Genomic DNA, 17,900 nt, shown 5'->3' with positions numbered 1-17,900 from the left:
ATGGGCTACCGCCTGTCGAAGATCTACACCCGCACCGGCGACAAAGGCGAAACCGGCCTGGGCGATGGGCGCCGGGTGCCCAAGGATCACCCGCGGATCGAGGCGATTGGCGAGGTGGACAGCCTGAACAGCCAGCTGGGTTTGCTGCTGGCGGGGCTGGCCGAACAAGGGCTGGATGAAGTGAGCGCGGTTTTGGCGCCGTGTCAGCACCGCCTGTTCGACCTGGGCGGTGAGCTGGCGATGCCCAGTTATCAGGCGTTGGACCTGGCGGAGGTGGCGCGGCTTGAGGCAGCGATCGATGTGTGGAATGAAGAGCTGGGGCCGTTGAAAAACTTCATCTTGCCCAGTGGCTCGGCGCTGGTGGCGCAGGCGCATGTGTGCCGGAGCCTGGCGCGCAGTGCGGAGCGGCGGTGCCAGCAGCTGAATGCGCTGGAGCCGTTGGCGGGGGTTGGGTTGGCGTATATCAACCGGCTTTCGGATCTGCTGTTCGTGGCCGCGCGGATTATTGGGCGGCGGCAGGGGGTGGCGGAGGTTTTGTGGCAGCCTGCTGAGAAACCAAACGGCTGATATTTCTGGGGCTGCTGCGCAGCCCATCGCCGGCAAGCCAGCTCCCACAGAGCCCGGTCTGTGCTGCCTCTGTGGGTGCTGGCTTGCCGGCGATGGGCCGCAAAGCGGCCCCAATTTCAGGCGGCTCAGATCTCAGGCCAGAACGCCCGGATCCCGGCCACACCCTGTGCCCCTGCTTCCCAGGCCTGCTCGCGCTCACCCGGCCCTACCCCACCCAGCAGGTAGACCGGCTTGTTGAACCCGGCAATCAAACGTTGCGCCTCGTCCCACCCCAGCGGCACCGCCTCAGGGTGTGTCCGGGTTGCCTGCACCGGCGACAAGGTGACAAAGTCCACGCCCATCTGCTCCGCCAGCGCCAGCTCTTCGGCACTGTGGCAGGACGCCGCCAGCCAGCGCTCCTTGGGGAACGGCCGGCCGTTGGCGGCATACTTGCGCAGTTGTGCAGCCGTCAGGTGCCAACCCGCGGCTGGGAAGTCACCCAGCCACTCCAGCGGCCCCTTGAGCATCAACTGCGCCTTGCCCGCGCACAGGCCAACCGCATCCACTGCCACATCGCGATACTTGGGATCGTACATGTCCGGGGCACGCAACTGGATCAGGCGAATGCCACTGGCCACTGCCTTCTGGATGCCCTTGAGCATCTGCGGCACTTCCAGGCCATCGGGGGTGACCAGGTACTGATCCGGCAGGCGCGCGGCTGCAACGATCGGCTTGTTGGCCTCGGGGAATTCGTATTGGGGCAAATCGCGTGGAGCAACCCATTCCAGCGGCTGCCCTTCGGCGCCATGCGGCTCGCCGGTGAATGCCTCGACTTCGCGCACATCCAGCAGCACCTGCTTGTCCGGGTAATCGTGGCTGACCTTGATCAGCGCGCGCGAACGACTCACCTCGATACCCAGCTCCTCGCGCAGCTCGCGGGCCAGCGCCGCCTCGACGCCCTCACCCTCTTCTACCTTGCCGCCCGGGAATTCCCACAGACCGCCCTGGTGCTGGGTATCGGCGCGCCGCGCGATCAGAATACGGCCGTCAGTACCGCGAATGACAGCAGCTACAACATGAATCCGTTTCACCCTTCACGCTCCGCCAGGCCAGCCTTTTGCCAGGCCTGGAAGGCTGGCCACTGATAAATGGTCTCGATATAAGTCGCCGCCTCCGCAGGCACTTCCACACGGTAGGTGCGCAGGCGCACCGCCACCGGGGCGAAGAAGGCATCAGCCAGGCTCGGCCTGCCGAACAGGAACGGGCCGCTGTCCTTGGCCGCAAGGCGACATTCCGACCACAGTGCAACGATACGGTCGATATCGATTTGAACCTCCAGCGGCACGCTGTCCAGCGCCTGGTCGCGCGACAGGTCGAACGGCATCGCGCCGCGCAGGGCGAAGAAGCCGCTGTGCATCTGCGCGCAGGCCGAACGGGCCTGGGCCCGGGCCGCCACGTCGGCAGGCCACAGCTGGGCGTCGGGATGGCGTTCGTTGAGGTATTCGGCAATGGCCAGCGAGTCGGCGATCACACCGTGCTCTGTCTTGAGCAGCGGTACCTTGCCGGTAGCCGAGAAGGCGAGGATGCGCTGACGGGTGTCAGGCTGGTTCAGCTTGATCAGTGTTTCTTCGTAAGGCACGCCAGCCAGCTCGAGGGCCAGGGCGCCACGCAGCGACCAGGAGGAATACAGCTTGTCGCCGATGATCAGGTGATAGCTCATGGTTCGGCTCCATCGTTTGGGAATTCTGGGGCTGCTTTGCAGCCCTTTCGCGACACAAGGCCGCTCCCACATGGGGCGGTGTAAGCAGGTGCTTGTGGGAGCGGCCTTGTGTCGCGATCGGGCCGCAAAGCGGCCCCAGCTACATCAGGTACGGTACTCGGCGTTGATCTTCACGTACTCGTGGGACAGGTCGGTGGTCCAGATGGTTTCGCTGCACTGGCCACGGCCCAGCTCGATACGGATGGTGATCTCTTCCTGGGCCATAACCTTGGCACCCTGGTCTTCGGTGTAGCTCGGGCTACGGCCGCCTTTGCTGGCAATGCAAACGCTGTCCAGGTACACATCAATCAGGCTCACGTCCAGCTCCGGTACGCCGGCACGGCCGACGGCGGCGAGGATACGGCCCCAGTTGGGGTCGGAAGCGAACAGCGCAGTCTTGATCAGCGGCGAGTGGGCCACGGCGTAGCCGACGTCCAGGCATTCCTGGTGGTTGCCACCGCCGTTGACCTGCACGGTAACGAACTTGGTGGCGCCCTCGCCGTCACGGACGATGGCCTGGGCCACTTCCATGCACACTTCGAACACTGCCTTCTTCAGCGCTTCGAACAGTGCGCCGCTGGCTTCGGTGACTTCCGGCAGGTTGGCCTTGCCAGTGGCAATCAGCATGCAGCAGTCGTTGGTCGAGGTGTCGCCATCGATGGTGATGCGGTTGAACGACTTGTTGGCGCCGTCCAGCATCAGGTCCTTGAGCACCGCCGGGGCAACCTTGGCGTCGGTGGCGATGTAGCCGAGCATGGTGGCCATGTTCGGGCGGATCATGCCTGCACCCTTGCTGATGCCGGTGACGGTAACCGTCACGCCATCGTGCTGGAACTGGCGGCTGGCCCCCTTGGGCAGGGTGTCGGTGGTCATGATGCCGGTGGCAGCTTCAGCCCAGTGGTTTTCCGACAGGTTGTCGAGGGCGGCCTGCAGTGCGCCTTCGATCTTCTCGACCGGCAGCGGCTCGCCGATCACGCCGGTGGAGAATGGCAGTACCGACTCGGCCGGTACGCCGGCCAGTTCGGCCAGCTTGGCGCAGGTGCGCTCGGCGGCGGCCAGGCCTGGCGCACCGGTGCCGGCGTTGGCGTTACCAGTGTTGGTCAGCAGATAGCGCACGGTGCCCTGCACACGCTGCTTGGACAGGATCACCGGCGCTGCGCAGAAGGCGTTGAGGGTGAACACGCCAGCCACGCTGGAGCCTTCGGCGCAGCGCATGACCACCACATCCTTGCGCCCCGGGCGCTTGATGCCGGCAGAAGCGATGCCGAGTTCAAAACCCGGAACCGGGTGCAGGGTGGGCAAAGGACCAAGACCAACAGCCATTAGAGCGCTCCTAGAAAATACGGTGAACAGGTGATGGAAGAGCGGGGCCGCTTCGCGCCCCATTCGCGGCACAAGGCCGCTCCTACAAGGACATCGCAACCATTGGGGCGGGCGCGGTCCCTGTAGGAGCGGCCTTGTGCCGCGAATGGGCCGCAAAGCGGCCCCGGATGTTTCAGGTTACAACAGCCTGGTCAGATCACTCGATCTGCCCGTGGCAATGCTTGAACTTCTTGCCCGAACCACACCAGCACGGCTCGTTGCGGCCCAGCTTCTGCTCGTTGCGCACCGGTGCCGAGGCAACGGCCACTTCGGCGCCCTCCTCGTTCAGTTGCTCGCTTTCCAGGCCCGGAGCAGCGGCATGCTGGAACTGCATGCGGCTGGCCAGTTCCTCGGCCTCGCGGCGCAGGCGTGCTTCCTCTTCGACCGGGTCTTCGCGGCGTACCTGAACGTGCGACAGCACGCGGATGGTGTCGCGCTTGATCGACTCGAGCAGCTCCTGGAACAGGCTGAAGGATTCGCGCTTGTACTCCTGCTTCGGGTTCTTCTGCGCATAACCACGCAGGTGGATACCGTGACGCAGGTGGTCCATGGTCGACAGGTGGTCTTTCCACAGGTCATCCAGCACACGCAGCAGGATCTGCTTCTCGAAGGTACGCAGGGCTTCGATACCGGCCTGGTCTTCCTTCTCGGTGTACGCGGTGGTGATTTCGTTCAGCAGCTTCTCGCGCAGGGTCTCTTCGTAGAGGTGATCGTCCTCGTCGAGCCACTGCTGGATCGGCAGCTTCATGGCGAAATCGCTGGCCAGCGAAGCCTCCAGGCCGGCCACGTCCCACTGCTCGGGCAGCGACTGCGGCGGAATGTGCTGGCTGATGGTAGCGTCCAGTACTTCCTTGCGGAATTCGACGATGGTGTCGCCGATGTTCTCGGCGGCCAGCAGGCTGTTGCGCATGTGGTAGATCACCTTGCGCTGCTCGTTGGCCACGTCGTCGTATTCCAGCAACTGCTTGCGGATGTCGAAGTTGCGGCCTTCGACCTTGCGCTGGGCCTTCTCGATGGCGTTGGTGACCATGCGGTGCTCGATGGCCTCGCCGGACTGCATGCCCAGCGCCTTCATGAAGTTCTTCACCCGGTCAGAGGCGAAGATACGCATCAGGCTGTCTTCCAGCGACAGGTAGAAGCGGCTGGAGCCCGGGTCGCCCTGACGGCCGGAACGGCCACGCAGCTGGTTGTCGATACGGCGCGATTCGTGGCGCTCGGAAGCGATCACGTGCAGGCCACCCGACTCGATCACCTGCTGGTGACGCTTCTGCCAGTCGGCCTTGATCTGGGCGATCTGCTCGGCGGTCGGGTTTTCCAGGGCTGCCACTTCGGCTTCCCAGTTACCGCCCAGCAGGATGTCGGTACCACGGCCGGCCATGTTGGTGGCGATGGTCAGGGCACCTGGCGCACCGGCTTGCGCGATGATCTCGGCTTCCTTCTCGTGGTACTTGGCGTTGAGCACCTTGTGGTCGATACCTTCCTTCTTCAGGAGGTTGGACATGTGCTCGGAGGTTTCGATGGTCGCAGTACCCACCAGCACCGGGCGACCCTGCTTCATGCTTTCTTTGATGTCGGCGATGATCGCGGCGTATTTCTCGTCGGCGGTCAGGTACACCAGGTCGTTGAAGTCTTTACGTGCCAACGGTTTGTTCGGCGGAATGACCATCACGTTGAGACCATAGATCGACTGGAACTCGAACGCTTCGGTGTCAGCGGTACCGGTCATGCCGGACAGCTTGGTGTACAGGCGGAAGTAGTTCTGGAAGGTAGTCGAAGCCAGGGTCTGGCTCTCGGCCTGGATGTTCAGGTTCTCTTTGGCTTCGATGGCCTGGTGCAAGCCTTCGGACAGACGACGGCCTGGCATGGTACGGCCGGTGTGCTCGTCGATCAGCAGGACCTGGCCGTCCTGGACGATGTATTCGATGTTGCGGTGGAACAGCTTGTGCGCGCGCAGGCCAGCATAGACGTGGGTCAGCAGGCTCAGGTTATGCGCCGAATACAGGCTCTCGCCCTCGGCCAGCAGGCCGGACTGGGTGAGCATCTCTTCGATGAACTGGTGACCGGCTTCGTTCAGCTCGACCTGACGGCTCTTTTCGTCAATGGTGAAGTGGCCTTCCTGGGTGACCTGGCCTTCCACCTCCTCGATGTGCTGGGTAAGGCGCGGGATCAGACGGTTGATCTCGATGTACAGCTTGGAGCTGTCCTCGGCCTGGCCGGAAATGATCAGCGGGGTACGCGCTTCGTCGATGAGGATGGAGTCGACTTCGTCGATCACGGCGAAGTTCAGTTCACGCTGGAACTTCTCTTCCTGGCTGAACGCCATGTTGTCGCGCAGGTAGTCGAAACCGAATTCGTTGTTGGTGCCGTAGGTGATGTCGGACGCGTAGGCGGCACGCTTTTCTTCCGGCGGCTGGAAGGCCGAGACGATGCCGACCGACAGGCCAAGGAACTCGTACAGCGGGCGCATCCAGTTGGCGTCGCGGCGGGCCAGGTAGTCGTTGACGGTGACCACGTGCACGCCCTTGCCGGACAATGCGTTGAGGTACACGGCCAGGGTACCGACCAAGGTCTTGCCTTCACCGGTACGCATTTCTGCGATCATGCCCTCGTGCAGGGTCATGCCACCGATCAGCTGCACGTCGAAGTGGCGCATGCCCATCACGCGCTTGCCGGCCTCACGGGCCACGGCGAAGGCTTCAGGCAGCAACTGGTCCAGTGTCTCGCCTTTGGCCAGGCGCTCCTTGAACTCTGCGGTCTTGCCCCGCAGTTGCTCGTCGGAGAGGGCCACCATCTTCTCTTCGAGAGCATTGACGATGTTCACCGTCTTGAGCATGCGTTTGACTTCACGCTCGTTCTTGCTTCCAAAAAGTTTCTTTAACAAAGGCGCAAACATATCGGCAGGATCTTCCACACGTAGGGATGGAGGGCGGCCCCATGAGTCGCCCGTGCAGCCCTGAGGCCGCATGCGAACGAGCATTCTACCCGGAAACGATGGTGAGGAAAGTGGTGGATTTCCACGATGCTTGGACAGCGTTTTGGCGGGGGCTTGTTTTAGATAGGGGCATTTTCCCTGAGTTCAAGGTTCGGGAAGATGAAACGTATCGAGAATGAGTCTTGTCCTTGGTTGCCTGTGTCGGCCTCTTCGCGGGCTTGCCCGCTCCCACAAGATCACCACAGGTCTCAAGTGTTGCGTAATACCTGTGGGAGCGGGCAAGCCCGCGAAGAGGCCGGCACAGGCTACAAGAGGTGTTAAACTGCCGATCTTGTAACCTCATGCACATACCCATGGCCTACAAACCCTCCCCCGCCCAGCCGCCCTCGGCCCTGCTCCGCCAGGTCCGCCCGCTGCGCCTGCTGCTGAACCAGGCCGAACGCCTGGAGCACCTGCAGCGCCTGCTGGAAAGCCAGCTGCAACCGGCCGCCCGCGAGCACTGCCATGTGGCGTCGTGGCGCGATGGCACATTGTTGCTGGTGGTGACCGACGGCCATTGGGCAACCCGCCTGCGCTATCAGCAGAAACGCTTGATCTCTGCATTACAGGCCATGGAGGCATTCGCCAACCTCAGGCGCATCCTGTACAAGGTCCAGCCCCCGCTGGTGCCAGCCAAGCGTGGCGGCAATGCCGCAGAACTGTCCAATAACGCAGCCGAGAGCCTGCGCGATACCGCCGAGGGCATCACTGACCCCAAGCTGCGCGCAGCACTGGAACGATTGGCCGCCCACGCCCGGGACAAGCCATAAAAAAGGCCACCCGAAGGTGGCCTTAATGAACTAGAGAGTGTTCGAACTTACACGGCCGCAACAGGGCGCATGTACGAGATCGGTGCCGTGCTGGCATCTTCGAAGGTGACCACTTCCCAGGCATCGGTTTCGGCAATCAGCTTGCGCAACAGCTGGTTGTTCAGCGCGTGGCCGGACTTGTAGCCCTTGAACTCGCCGATCAGGCTGTTGCCCAGCAGATAAAGGTCGCCAATGGCGTCGAGGATCTTGTGCTTGACGAATTCGTCATCGGAACGAAGGCCGTCTTCGTTGAGCACACCGGTCTCGTCGACCACGATGGCGTTCTCGACACTGCCACCCAGCGCAAGGTTGTGCTTGCGCAGGTACTCGATGTCACGCATGAAGCCGAAGGTACGGGCGCGGCTGACTTCCTTCACGAACGAGGTGCTGGAGAAGTCGACGACCGCACTCTGGGTCTGGCCCTTGAGGACCGGATGATCGAAGTCGATCTCGAAGCTCACCTTGAAGCCGTCGAAAGGCAGGAAAGTGGCGCGCTTGTCGCCCTCTTCCACGGTTACCTCACGCAGGATGCGGATGAACTTCTTGGCTGCGTCCTGTTCTTCCAGGCCGGCAGACTGAATCAGAAATACAAAGGGTCCGGCGCTGCCATCCATGATCGGCACTTCCGAGGCGGAGAGCTCGACGTAGGCGTTATCGATGCCCAGGCCCGCCATGGCGGAGAGCAGGTGCTCGACCGTATCGACCTTGACGTCACCGTTGACCAGCGTCGTCGACATGGTTGTCTCGCCGACGTTGGCCGCGCGCGCCGGGATTTCGACCACAGGGTCGAGGTCGGCGCGGCGGAAGACGATGCCGGTGTCAACAGGTGCAGGCTTGAGGGTCAGGTAAACCTTCTCCCCGGAGTGCAGACCGACACCTGTGGCACGGATGGTATTCTTCAGGGTGCGTTGTTTAATCATGGCATTGGCCGCTTCAGCGCAAATTGCGAACAGGTATCAACAAAGGCTGGGGATGATAACAGACCCAACCTTTGATGAATACCAATCACCTTTATACCCCTGATAAATTCCATTAATCAGCCTGACGACGCAGGAATGCCGGGATATCGAGGTAGTCCAGGTCATCCTGAGGGTTCAGTTTAGCGGCTGCAGCAGCACCTGCATGAGCCTGGTTGCGCATTACGGTCGGGCGCTCCAGGTCACGGTAGTTGACCGCAGGCTGCTCTTGGCGAACCGGCGCCGGGTTGGAGGCCTCGTACACCTGCTGGGCAGTCTGCAGGGTGTTGTCGACCACCTTCACAGGCTTCTCGATGCGCGCGCCCAGGCCAGTAGCCACCACGGTCACGTGCAGCTCGTCACGCATGTCCGGGTCGATCACGGTGCCGACCTTGACCATGGCGTGGTCGGAGGCGAAGGCTTCGATGATGCTACCCACATCGGAGTACTCACCCAGCGACAGGTCAGGGCCTGCGGTGATGTTCACCAGGATGCCGCGGGCGCCCTGCAGGTTGACGTCTTCCAGCAGCGGGTTGCGGATCGCTGCCTCGGTGGCTTCACGCGCACGGTTCGGGCCGCTGGCACAGCCAGTACCCATCATGGCCATGCCCATTTCACCCATCACGGTACGCACGTCGGCGAAGTCGACGTTGATCATGCCCGGGCGCTTGATGATATCGGAGATACCGCGCACGGCACCGGCCAGTACGTCGTCGGCCTTGGCGAAGGCAGACAGCAGGCTGGCATCCTTGCCCAGGATGGTCAGCAGCTTCTCGTTGGGGATGGTGATCAACGAGTCGACGCTTTCGGCCAGCATGCGGATGCCTTCATCGGCGATCTGCATGCGCTTGCGGCCTTCGAACGGGAACGGACGGGTCACCACGGCAACGGTGAGAATGCCCATTTCCTTGGCCACTTCGGCGATGATCGGCGCTGCACCGGTACCGGTACCGCCACCCATGCCAGTGGTGATGAACACCATGTTGGTGCCCTGCAGCACTTCAGCGATGCGCTCACGGTCTTCCAGCGCGGCCTGACGGCCGACTTCCGGATTGGCACCGGCACCCAGGCCCTTGGTCACACCAGTACCCAATTGCAGGATGGTGCGCGCGCCGATGTTCTTCAGCGCCTGGGCATCGGTGTTGGCGCAGATGAATTCCACGCCTTCGATGCTGCTCTTGACCATGTGGTTGACGGCGTTGCCGCCACCACCGCCAACACCGATCACTTTGATGACCGGGCTTTGCGGGACGTTGTCTACGAGCTCGAACATTTTCCCTCTCCTTACAGTTCTCTAGTTGTCGCGCCTACCACTACTGCTTTGAAACTTAGAAATTGCCCTGGACCCAGCGCTTGAAGCGTTCAAGCACTGGAGCCTTCGGTTCATCGCCATAGCTGTTGTTGCTGCTGTTACCGGTCAGGGGCAGGTCTTCGGTCTGCTTCTGCAGGCCGTAGGTGAGCAAGCCCACGCCGGTGGAATAGATCGGGTTGCGAACCACGTCGCTGAGCCCCCGAACGCTGTGCGGTACGCCCAGGCGTACCGGCATGTGGAAGATTTCCTCGGCCAGTTCCACGGCGCCTTCCATCTTCGCGGTGCCGCCGGTGAGAACGATGCCGGCCGGCACCAGGTCCTCGTAGCCACTGCGGCGCAGTTCGGCCTGGATCAGGGTGAAGAGCTCGTCGTAACGTGGCTCCACCACCTCGGCCAGGGCCTGGCGCGACAGCTCGCGCGGTGGGCGATCGCCCACGCTCGGCACCTTGATGGTCTCGCCGGCGCCAGCCAGTTTGGCCAAGGCGCAGGCGTAGCGGATCTTGATTTCTTCGGCGTACTGGGTCGGAGTACGCAGCGCCATGGCGATGTCGTTGGTCACCTGGTCGCCGGCAATCGGGATCACCGCGGTGTGACGGATCGCGCCCTCGGTGAAGATGGCGATGTCGGTAGTGCCACCGCCGATGTCCACCAGGCACACGCCCAGCTCTTTTTCATCGTCGGTCAGCACCGAGTAGGCCGAGGCCAGCTGCTCGAGGATGATGTCGTCGATTTCCAGGCCGCAACGGCGTACGCACTTCTCGATGTTCTGCGCCGCGTTGACCGCGCAGGTGACCACGTGGACCTTGGCTTCCAGACGTACGCCAGACATGCCCAGCGGCTCGCGCACGCCTTCCTGGTTGTCGATCACGTAGTCCTGCGGCAGGGTGTGCAGCACGCGCTGGTCGGCCGGGATGGCAACGGCCTGGGCGGCGTCGAGTACGCGCTCCAGGTCGGCCAGGCTGACCTCGCGGTCGCGGATGGCGACGATGCCGTGGGAGTTCAGGCTGCGGATGTGGTTGCCGGCCACGCCGACGAAGGCCGAGTGGATGCGGCAGCCGGCCATCAGCTGCGCTTCTTCCACGGCGCGCTGGATCGACTGCACGGTGGACTCGATGTTCACCACCACGCCTTTTTTCAGGCCGCGGGACGGATGAGTACCGATCCCGACGATTTCCAGGGTGCCGTCCTCGCCCACTTCACCCACCAGCGCCACCACCTTGGAGGTGCCGATGTCCAGCCCGACGATCATTTTGCCGCTATGCGCGTTTGCCATGGTCCTGCCTCTCTCTAATTCTTCGCAACGGCGGGTTGGGCCGTCGTCGGTGCAATCGGTTCCCGCCAACCAACGGCAAGTCCGTTGGAGTAACGCAGATCAATGCGGGCGATAGTGGTGATCTGGTCTTTGAGTGTCTTGTCGTAAATGGCAATGAAACGGCGCATCTTCTCCACCAGATGGTCGCGCCCCAGCAGCAGCTCGATGCCCGGCCCGGCGCTGCTCGCGCCCGTGGTCAGGAACCAGCTGCCTCGCTCGCGCAGCTCCAGGCGAGCGATGGAAAAGCCCAGGGGGCGCAGCATCTGGCTCAATACCTGATACTGCTGCATGACTTGTTGCTGAGCACGCTGCGGCCCGGCCAGCTGCGGCAGGTGCTCGTAGTTGGCCAGTTCGCGCGGGGTGAAGGCCTGGCCCTGGTTGTTGAGCAAGGCTTCGTCACCCCAGCGCGCTACCGGCAACTGTTCTTCCAGGCGGATCACCACCTCGTCGGGCCACACCCGGCGCACTTCGGCGTGGGCGATCCACGGCATCTGCTCGAGCTCTGCGCGCATCGCCGGCAGGTCGACACTGAAGAAGCTCGCTGCCACATAGGGCGCGATACGCTGCTGCACCGACTGCTGGCTGATGTAGCTGAGGTCGCCCTGCACGTCGATCTTGGTGATCGGCCGGTCCGCATACGGCATCAGGCGAATGGCGCCCTCGTAGGCGCCAAACCCGGCCGCCACCAGCAGCACCGGCCACAGCAGGCGCTTGAGACCACCCAGGCTTGGCCGCGGCAGGCGCGCCGATACGGGCTCGTCGGCCACCAGACGGCTGGCACCACGCGGCACCGGCTTGCTACGGCCGGTAACGGGTTGCTGCTGACGTATCATCGCGCCTTGCATGGTTTTAACCTCGCGTCGCCACGCTCTCGGCCAGGATCGCCAGCACCAGTTGCTGGAAGTCCAGGCCGGCCGCGCGGGCCGCCATGGGCACCAGACTATGGTCGGTCATGCCGGGTGCGGTGTTGACTTCGAGCAGCCAGAACCGGCCCTGCTCGTCCTGCATCACGTCCAGCCGCCCCCAGCCTTCGATGCCGATGGCATCGCAGGCACGCGCGGTCAGGTCGATCAGTTCCTGTTCCTTGACGCTGTCCAGGCCGCAGGGAATGCGGTACTGGGTATCGTTGGCGATGTACTTGGCGTCGTAGTCGTAGAACACGTGCGGCGTACCCAGGGCGATCGGCGGCAGCACCTGGCCGCGCAATACCGCGACGGTGAACTCCGGCCCGTGGATCCACTGCTCCACCAGTACCTGGGAATCGTATCGGGCGGCATCCTGCCAGGCGGCGACCAGTTCCTGGGCGCTGTTCACCTTGGCCATGCCGATGCTGGAACCTTCATGGGCGGGTTTGACGATAAGCGGGAAGCCCAGTTCCGTACTGGCCTGCAAACAATCGCTTTCGCTCGCCAGCACCGCGTGGCGCGGGGTCGGAATGCCCAGGCTCTGCCACACTTGCTTGGTGCGTAGCTTGTCCATGGCCAGTGCCGAGGCAAGGATGCCACTGCCGGTGTAGGGGATGCCCAGGCACTCGAGCAGGCCTTGCATGCTGCCGTCTTCACCGCCACGGCCGTGGAGGATGATGAAGGCGCGGTCGATCTTCTCGCTTTGCAGGCGGTCGAGCAGGTCGTCACCCACGTCGATGGCGACCACGTCGACACCGGCGGTGGTCAGCGCGTCGATCACTGCGGCACCGGACTTGAGCGACACTTCGCGCTCGGCGCTCTTGCCGCCGTACAGCACCGCGACGCGGCCGAACGCCTTGACGTCCAGGGTCGAGTGCAGCTTGTCGTAGGCGCTGGTCATTTCGACTTCTCCTGCTTGGCGCCAGCGAACAGCGGGCTTTTCATCAATTGAGGGGCCAGGCCGCCGACATCACCGGCACCCTGGCAGATCAGGATGTCGCCGGCGCGCAGCAGTGGCTTGACCAGCGGCGCCAGGTCGACGCCACGCTCGATGTAGATCGGGTCCAGCTTGCCGCGCTGGCGGATGCTGTGGCACAGCTGGCGGCTGTCGGCGCCGGGGATCGGCTCTTCGCCGGCCGGGTAGACCTCCATCAGCAGCAGCACGTTGGCATCGCCCAGAACCTGGACGAAATCGTCGTACAGGTCGCGGGTACGGCTGTAGCGGTGCGGCTGGTAGACGATCACCAGGCGACGGCTTGGCCAACCGCCGCGCACGGCCTGGATCACCGCAGCCACTTCGGTCGGGTGGTGGCCGTAGTCGTCGACCAGCATCACGCTGCCGCCTTCGACCGGCAGTTCGCCGTACACCTGGAAGCGGCGGCCGACGCCCTGGAAGCCGGACAGGCCTTGGACAATGGCTTCGTCGGTGATGCCTTCGTCGGTGGCGATGGCGATGGTGGCCAAGGCATTGAGCACGTTGTGGTTGCCGGGCATGTTCACCGACACCTCCAGCGGCTCGCGATCACGACGCAGCACGGTGAAGTGGGTCTGCATGCCCATCTGGCGCACGTTGATGGCGCGGATGTCGGCCTCGTCGCTGAAGCCATAGGTCACGGTCGGGCGCTTGACCTGTGGCAGGATCTCGCGCACCACCGGGTCGTCCAGGCACATCACGGCCAGGCCGTAGAACGGCAGGTTGTGCAGGAACTCGACGAAGGTTTTCTTCAACTTGTTGAAGTCACCTTCGTAGGTCGCCATGTGGTCGGCGTCGATGTTGGTGACCACGGCCACCATCGGCTGCAGGTGCAGGAAGCTCGCATCGCTCTCGTCCGCTTCGGCAATCAGGTAGCGGCTGGTACCCAGCTGGGCATTGGTGCCGGCAGCGGTCAGGCGGCCACCGATGACGAAGGTCGGGTCCAGGCCGCCAGCGGCGAACACCGAGGCCAGCAGGCTGGTGGTGGTGGTCTTGCCGTGGGTGCCGGCAACGGCCACGCCATGGCGATAGCGCATCAGCTCGGCGAGCATCTCGGCACGCGGCACCACCGGAATGCGCCGCTCGAGAGCGGTGGCGACTTCCGGGTTGGCCGGGTTGATGGCGCTGGACACCACCAGCACATCGGCGGTGGCGGCGTTCTCGGCACGGTGGCCGACGAAGATCTCGGCGCCGAACGACTCCAGGCGCTCGGTGACCGGCGAAGCCTTCAGGTCGGAACCGGACACTTCATAGCCCAGGTTCAGCAACACTTCGGCAATGCCGCACATGCCCACGCCGCCGATACCGACGAAGTGGATACGGCGGATACGGCCCATCTTTGGCTGGGGCATGGCTTTCTGGCTTTCAACCATGGGCCACCTCCAGGCAGATATCGACCACGGTGCTGGTTGCGGCAGGTTTGGCCAGGCGCCGTGCGGTGCCTGCCATGACGTTGAGTTTCTCGGGTTGCATCAGCACCTCGTTCAGGCGTTCAGCGAGCTGCGCTGCGCCAGTTGTCGCTTGTGGCATCAGGAAGGCAGCGCCTTCCCGGGCCAGATATTGGGCGTTGTGGGTCTGGTGGTCGTCGATCGCATGGGGCAATGGCACCAGCATCGAAGGCAGGCCCGCTGCCGCCAGCTCACTGACGGTCAAGGCGCCGGCCCGGCACACCACAATGTCGGCCCAGCCATAGGCTTGGGCCATGTCCTTGATGAAGGGCTCTACCTGAGCCTCGACGCCCGCCTCGCGATAACGCTCGGCGGTGGCTGGCGCGTGTTGCTTGCCGGCCTGGTGGAATACCTCTGGCCGCAGCGCGGGGGGCACTTCGGACAGGGCCTTAGGCAACAATTTGTTCAATGGTTCCGCCCCCAGGCTGCCGCCCATCACCAGCAGGCGCGCACGGCGCTCGGCCAGCGGCGCGCGCAGGGCGTCCATGAACAGCTCCGGGCGCACCGGGTTGCCGGTGGTGCGCAGTTTGTCGCTGGCGGCGAAGGTGGCCGGGAAGGCTTCGCAAACACGCGCAGCCAGCGGCAGCAGCAGGCGGTTGGTAGTACCGGCGCGCGCGTTCTGCTCGTGGATCACCAGCGGTACGCCGCACAGGCGTGCGGCCACGCCGCCTGGGCCGGTCACATAGCCACCGAAGCCGACCACGCATACCGGCTTGAGCTCACGCACGATACGCCGCGCCTGCAGCACGGCCTTGACCAGGGTGAACGGCGCCTTGAGCAACGACAGCTTGCCCTTGCCGCGAAGGCCGCTGACCTGGATCAGATGCAACGGCAGGCCGGCCTGGGGCACCAGTTCGTTCTCGATGCCACGCGGGGTGCCCAGCCAGTGCACGCTGTAACCGCGCGCCTGGAATTCACGAGCGCAGGCCAGGGCCGGGAACACGTGGCCCCCGGTTCCGCCCGCCATGATCAGTACGTTCCTGCCGTCAGCGGCCATGATTGGTCTCCTCGGCAAAATCGCTTTCGCTGAATTCGTGCTCCTCACTACCCAGGTGCGTACGGCTTTCCCACTCGATGCGCAGCAACAGGCCCACGCAGGCACAGCAGATCACCAGCGAGCTGCCCCCGTAGCTGAGGAACGGCAGGGTCAGGCCCTTGGTCGGCAGCAGGCCGACGTTCACACCGATGTTGATCAGGAACTGGCCGATCCACAGGAAGGCCAGGCCGAACGCAACATAAGCGGCAAAGAACTGTTTGGCTTTTTCCGCCCACAGGCCGATATACAGGGCACGCACAGTCACGAATACGAACAGAGCAATAGTCAGCAGCGAGCCGACCACGCCAAGTTCTTCGGCCAGTACCGAGAACACGAAGTCGGTGTGCGCTTCAGGCAGGTAGAACTGCTTCTGCACGCTGTTGCCCAGACCAACGCCGAACCACTCGCCACGGCCGAAGGCAATCAGCGCCTGGGTCAGCTGGTAGCCCGAGCCGAACTGGTCGGACCACGGGTCGGTAAAGGTAATCAGGCGCGCCATACGGTAAGGCTGCGCCTGTACCAGGACGAACACCGCAACGACCGCCAACACCACCATCAGGCTGAAGCGGAACAGCCCCACCCCGCCGAGGAACAGCATGGCCGCCGCCGCGCCCATCATCACCACGGTGGCACCGAAGTCCGGCTCCATCAGCAGCAGGGCAGCCATGGGCAGCAGCACGATGAATGGCTTGAAGAAGCCCATCCAGGTTTCGCGTACCTCGGTCTGCCGGCGCACCAGGTAGCCGGCCAGGTAGATGACCACGAACACCTTGGCAATTTCCGAAGGCTGCACGTTGAAGAAGCTGAAGCCGATCCAGCGCATGGAACCGTTCACTTCGCGGCCGATGCCCGGCACCAGCACCAGCACCAGCAGGCCGAAGGCCCCCAGCAGCATCAGGAAGCCCATGCGCTGCCAGGTGGCGATCGGCACCAGCATGGTGGCGCCACAGGCGACCAGGCCGAGGAACACGTACACCAAGTGGCGGAACATGTGGTAAAGCGGGTTGCCAGACTGCACCGCAGCCACTTCCGAGGACGCCGACGTGATCATCACCAGGCCCAGGCCCAGCAAAGCCAGGCAGCCGGCGAGCATCGCGAAGTCCAGGTCGATGCCACGGCCGCTGATCAGCGGCGACGGATAGGGCTTGAGGATGCCAAAGATCATGCAAGGCCTCCCGCTGCCTGGGCGAACAGGCGCCCGCGCTCTTCGAAGTTCTTGAACATGTCGAGGCTGGCACACGCCGGCGACAGCAGCACGGCATCACCCGGCCGGGCCAGTTCGGCGCATTGCTGTACAGCCTCGTCGAGAGACTTCACGCGGACCAGTTGCACGCCATCGCCCAGGGCTTCGGCCAGGCGCTCGGCATCACGGCCAAGCAGCACCACGGCGCGGCAGAAGCGCTTGACCGGCTCGCGCAACGCGGCGAAGTCGGCGCCCTTGCCGTCGCCACCGGCGATCAGCACCAGTTTGCCTTCGATGTCGGAACCCAGGCCTTCGATCGCGGCCAGGGCAGCACCGACGTTGGTGGCCTTGGAATCGTCGTACCAGTTCACGCCGTTGCGCTCGCGCACCCACTGGCAACGGTGGGCCAGGCCGCCGAACTCGCGCAGTGCCTCGAGCATCGGTTCGAACGGCAGGCCGGCAGCGTGCCCCAGAGCCAGAGCCGCCAGGGCGTTGCTCTGATTGTGGGCGCCACGAATCTTCAGCTCACGTGCCGGCATCAGCGCCTGGAACTCGAACGCCAGGTATTTTTCGCCGTCCACTTCACGCAGGCCGAAGGCCTTGAAATCCGGTTGGTTGAGACCGAAGGTCCAGCATGGGCGGCCTTCCACCGGCAGCGGCCGGGACAGGGCATCCTGGCGGTTGACCACGACCTGGCGGGCACCACGGAAGATCCGGTGCTTGGCCAGGTGGTAAGCCGGCAGGCCGCTGTAGCGGTCCATATGGTCTTCGCTGATGTTCAGCACGGTGGCCACTTCGGCGTTGAGCTGATCGGTGGTTTCCAGCTGGAAGCTGGACAGTTCCAGCACGTACAGCTCGACATCATCGGCCAACAGGTCCAGCGCCGGGGTACCGAGGTTGCCGCCCACCGCCACGCGCTTGCCCGCCTTGGCGGCCATTTCGCCCACCAGGGTGGTGACGGTGCTCTTGGCGTTGGAGCCGCTGATGGCAATGATCGGGGCCTTGGCGTGGCGGGCGAACAGTTCGATGTCACCGGACAACTTCACCCCACGCGCGGCCGCCTGCTGCAGGGCCGGGGTGGCAAGGGCCAGGCCGGGGCTGACATACAGCTCGTTGGCGCGGCACAGGAAGTCCACGTCCAGTTCACCACAGCGCACTTCCACCTGCGGGTAATCACGGCGCAGGGTGTCCAGTTCCGGCGGTTGCTCGCGGGTGTCGGCGACCGCAAAGGCAATGCCCCGGCTCGCCAGGAAGCGAACCAGGGACATGCCGCTCTTGCCGAGGCCGACAACGATGCGGAATTGGTCGGAAGCGATCAAGGACACGCT

The 17,900-nt window shown here is 63.9% G+C and carries 15 protein-coding genes; 2 read left to right on the top strand and 13 right to left on the bottom strand.

All coding sequences use genetic code 11. The features are described 5' to 3' along the window. Nucleotides 1-567: a cob(I)yrinic acid a,c-diamide adenosyltransferase gene (locus CAG18_RS13370; RefSeq protein ID WP_085721014.1), complete on the top strand. Its 567-nt coding sequence runs from the start codon at nt 1-3 to the stop codon at nt 565-567. Nucleotides 568-692: 125 nt separating this feature from the next. On the opposite strand, the gene CAG18_RS13365 is transcribed toward CAG18_RS13370, so the two are convergent. The 4 genes from CAG18_RS13365 to secA form a co-directional block, all read right to left on the bottom strand. After that, nucleotides 693-1,637: a Nudix family hydrolase gene (locus tag CAG18_RS13365; RefSeq protein WP_015271701.1), complete on the bottom strand. Its 945-nt coding sequence runs from the start codon at nt 1,635-1,637 to the stop codon at nt 693-695. Next, nucleotides 1,634-2,266, bottom strand: coding sequence for a glutathione S-transferase family protein (locus CAG18_RS13360; protein ID WP_015271702.1), 633 nt, complete (start codon nt 2,264-2,266; stop codon nt 1,634-1,636). Before CAG18_RS13360 ends, CAG18_RS13365 begins: the two co-directional genes overlap by 4 nt. Before the next feature lie 144 nt (nt 2,267-2,410). Then, nucleotides 2,411-3,628, bottom strand: a complete 1,218-nt coding sequence (gene argJ, locus CAG18_RS13355; protein WP_023662147.1) for a bifunctional glutamate N-acetyltransferase/amino-acid acetyltransferase ArgJ — start codon at nt 3,626-3,628, stop codon at nt 2,411-2,413. Between the two features lie 196 nt (nt 3,629-3,824). Beyond that, nucleotides 3,825-6,560 carry a preprotein translocase subunit SecA gene (secA, locus tag CAG18_RS13350; RefSeq protein WP_015271704.1) on the bottom strand — a complete coding sequence of 912 codons (2,736 nt, stop codon included), beginning with the start codon at nt 6,558-6,560 and terminating at the stop codon, nt 3,825-3,827. 392 nt (nt 6,561-6,952) lie between these two features. Between secA and CAG18_RS13340 the strand changes: the two genes are divergently transcribed. Then, entirely contained in the window at nt 6,953-7,408 is a 456-nt protein-coding gene (locus CAG18_RS13340) for a DUF721 domain-containing protein (protein ID WP_015271705.1), read from the top strand. Between the two features lie 47 nt (nt 7,409-7,455). Here CAG18_RS13340 and lpxC read toward each other — a convergent pair whose 3' ends face one another. The 9 genes from lpxC to murD all read right to left on the bottom strand — a co-directional run bounded on the left by lpxC (nt 7,456) and on the right by murD (nt 17,897). Next, entirely contained in the window at nt 7,456-8,367 is a 912-nt protein-coding gene (lpxC, locus tag CAG18_RS13335) for a UDP-3-O-acyl-N-acetylglucosamine deacetylase (RefSeq protein WP_003260771.1), read from the bottom strand. Between the two features lie 112 nt (nt 8,368-8,479). Beyond that, nucleotides 8,480-9,676: a cell division protein FtsZ gene (ftsZ, locus tag CAG18_RS13330; protein ID WP_003260772.1), complete on the bottom strand. Its 1,197-nt coding sequence runs from the start codon at nt 9,674-9,676 to the stop codon at nt 8,480-8,482. Between the two features lie 55 nt (nt 9,677-9,731). After that, nucleotides 9,732-10,988, bottom strand: a complete 1,257-nt coding sequence (ftsA, locus tag CAG18_RS13325) for a cell division protein FtsA (protein WP_015271706.1) — start codon at nt 10,986-10,988, stop codon at nt 9,732-9,734. A gap of 14 nt (nt 10,989-11,002) precedes the next feature. Continuing rightward, nucleotides 11,003-11,872 carry a cell division protein FtsQ/DivIB gene (locus CAG18_RS13320; RefSeq protein WP_012274056.1) on the bottom strand — a complete coding sequence of 290 codons (870 nt, stop codon included), beginning with the start codon at nt 11,870-11,872 and terminating at the stop codon, nt 11,003-11,005. A gap of 4 nt (nt 11,873-11,876) precedes the next feature. Next, a complete protein-coding gene (locus CAG18_RS13315; protein ID WP_015271707.1) occupies nt 11,877-12,833 on the bottom strand; it encodes a D-alanine--D-alanine ligase in 957 nt (318 codons plus the stop codon). Continuing rightward, nucleotides 12,830-14,278: a UDP-N-acetylmuramate--L-alanine ligase gene (gene murC / locus CAG18_RS13310; protein ID WP_013974110.1), complete on the bottom strand. Its 1,449-nt coding sequence runs from the start codon at nt 14,276-14,278 to the stop codon at nt 12,830-12,832. The genes CAG18_RS13315 and murC overlap by 4 nt, the downstream gene beginning before the upstream one ends. Beyond that, nucleotides 14,271-15,350: an undecaprenyldiphospho-muramoylpentapeptide beta-N-acetylglucosaminyltransferase gene (murG, locus tag CAG18_RS13305; protein WP_015271708.1), complete on the bottom strand. Its 1,080-nt coding sequence runs from the start codon at nt 15,348-15,350 to the stop codon at nt 14,271-14,273. The genes murC and murG overlap by 8 nt, the downstream gene beginning before the upstream one ends. Then, the gene (gene ftsW / locus CAG18_RS13300) at nt 15,340-16,554 is read right to left on the bottom strand and encodes a putative lipid II flippase FtsW (protein WP_015271709.1); all 1,215 of its coding nucleotides are present in this window, start codon (nt 16,552-16,554) and stop codon (nt 15,340-15,342) included. The genes murG and ftsW overlap by 11 nt, the downstream gene beginning before the upstream one ends. After that, nucleotides 16,551-17,897 (bottom strand): UDP-N-acetylmuramoyl-L-alanine--D-glutamate ligase, encoded by a 1,347-nt coding sequence (murD, locus tag CAG18_RS13295; RefSeq protein WP_061303698.1) that lies wholly within the window; start codon nt 17,895-17,897, stop codon nt 16,551-16,553. Before murD ends, ftsW begins: the two co-directional genes overlap by 4 nt. Nucleotides 17,898-17,900: the final 3 nt, after the last annotated feature.

This window comes from Pseudomonas sp. B22(2017) (genome assembly GCF_002113105.1).
GTDB classification, from domain to species: Bacteria; Pseudomonadota; Gammaproteobacteria; order Pseudomonadales; family Pseudomonadaceae; genus Aquipseudomonas; species Aquipseudomonas asiatica.
The sequence above is the reverse complement of the archived record's forward strand: the minus strand, read 5'-3'. Positions and strand labels throughout refer to the sequence as shown.

What these genes read in the sequence shown, in the direction of transcription:
- CAG18_RS13370 (WP_085721014.1), top strand. Translation starts at nt 1, where the DNA reads ATGGGCTACCGCCTGTCGAAGATCTACACCCGCACCGGCGACAAAGGC.
- CAG18_RS13360 (WP_015271702.1), bottom strand. Translation starts at nt 2,266, where the DNA reads ATGAGCTATCACCTGATCATCGGCGACAAGCTGTATTCCTCCTGGTCG.
- argJ (WP_023662147.1), bottom strand. Translation starts at nt 3,628, where the DNA reads ATGGCTGTTGGTCTTGGTCCTTTGCCCACCCTGCACCCGGTTCCGGGT.
- secA (WP_015271704.1), bottom strand. Translation starts at nt 6,560, where the DNA reads ATGTTTGCGCCTTTGTTAAAGAAACTTTTTGGAAGCAAGAACGAGCGT.
- CAG18_RS13340 (WP_015271705.1), top strand. Translation starts at nt 6,953, where the DNA reads ATGGCCTACAAACCCTCCCCCGCCCAGCCGCCCTCGGCCCTGCTCCGC.
- lpxC (WP_003260771.1), bottom strand. Translation starts at nt 8,367, where the DNA reads ATGATTAAACAACGCACCCTGAAGAATACCATCCGTGCCACAGGTGTC.
- ftsZ (WP_003260772.1), bottom strand. Translation starts at nt 9,676, where the DNA reads ATGTTCGAGCTCGTAGACAACGTCCCGCAAAGCCCGGTCATCAAAGTG.
- ftsA (WP_015271706.1), bottom strand. Translation starts at nt 10,988, where the DNA reads ATGGCAAACGCGCATAGCGGCAAAATGATCGTCGGGCTGGACATCGGC.
- CAG18_RS13320 (WP_012274056.1), bottom strand. Translation starts at nt 11,872, where the DNA reads ATGCAAGGCGCGATGATACGTCAGCAGCAACCCGTTACCGGCCGTAGC.
- CAG18_RS13315 (WP_015271707.1), bottom strand. Translation starts at nt 12,833, where the DNA reads ATGACCAGCGCCTACGACAAGCTGCACTCGACCCTGGACGTCAAGGCG.
- murC (WP_013974110.1), bottom strand. Translation starts at nt 14,278, where the DNA reads ATGGTTGAAAGCCAGAAAGCCATGCCCCAGCCAAAGATGGGCCGTATC.
- murG (WP_015271708.1), bottom strand. Translation starts at nt 15,350, where the DNA reads ATGGCCGCTGACGGCAGGAACGTACTGATCATGGCGGGCGGAACCGGG.
- ftsW (WP_015271709.1), bottom strand. Translation starts at nt 16,554, where the DNA reads ATGATCTTTGGCATCCTCAAGCCCTATCCGTCGCCGCTGATCAGCGGC.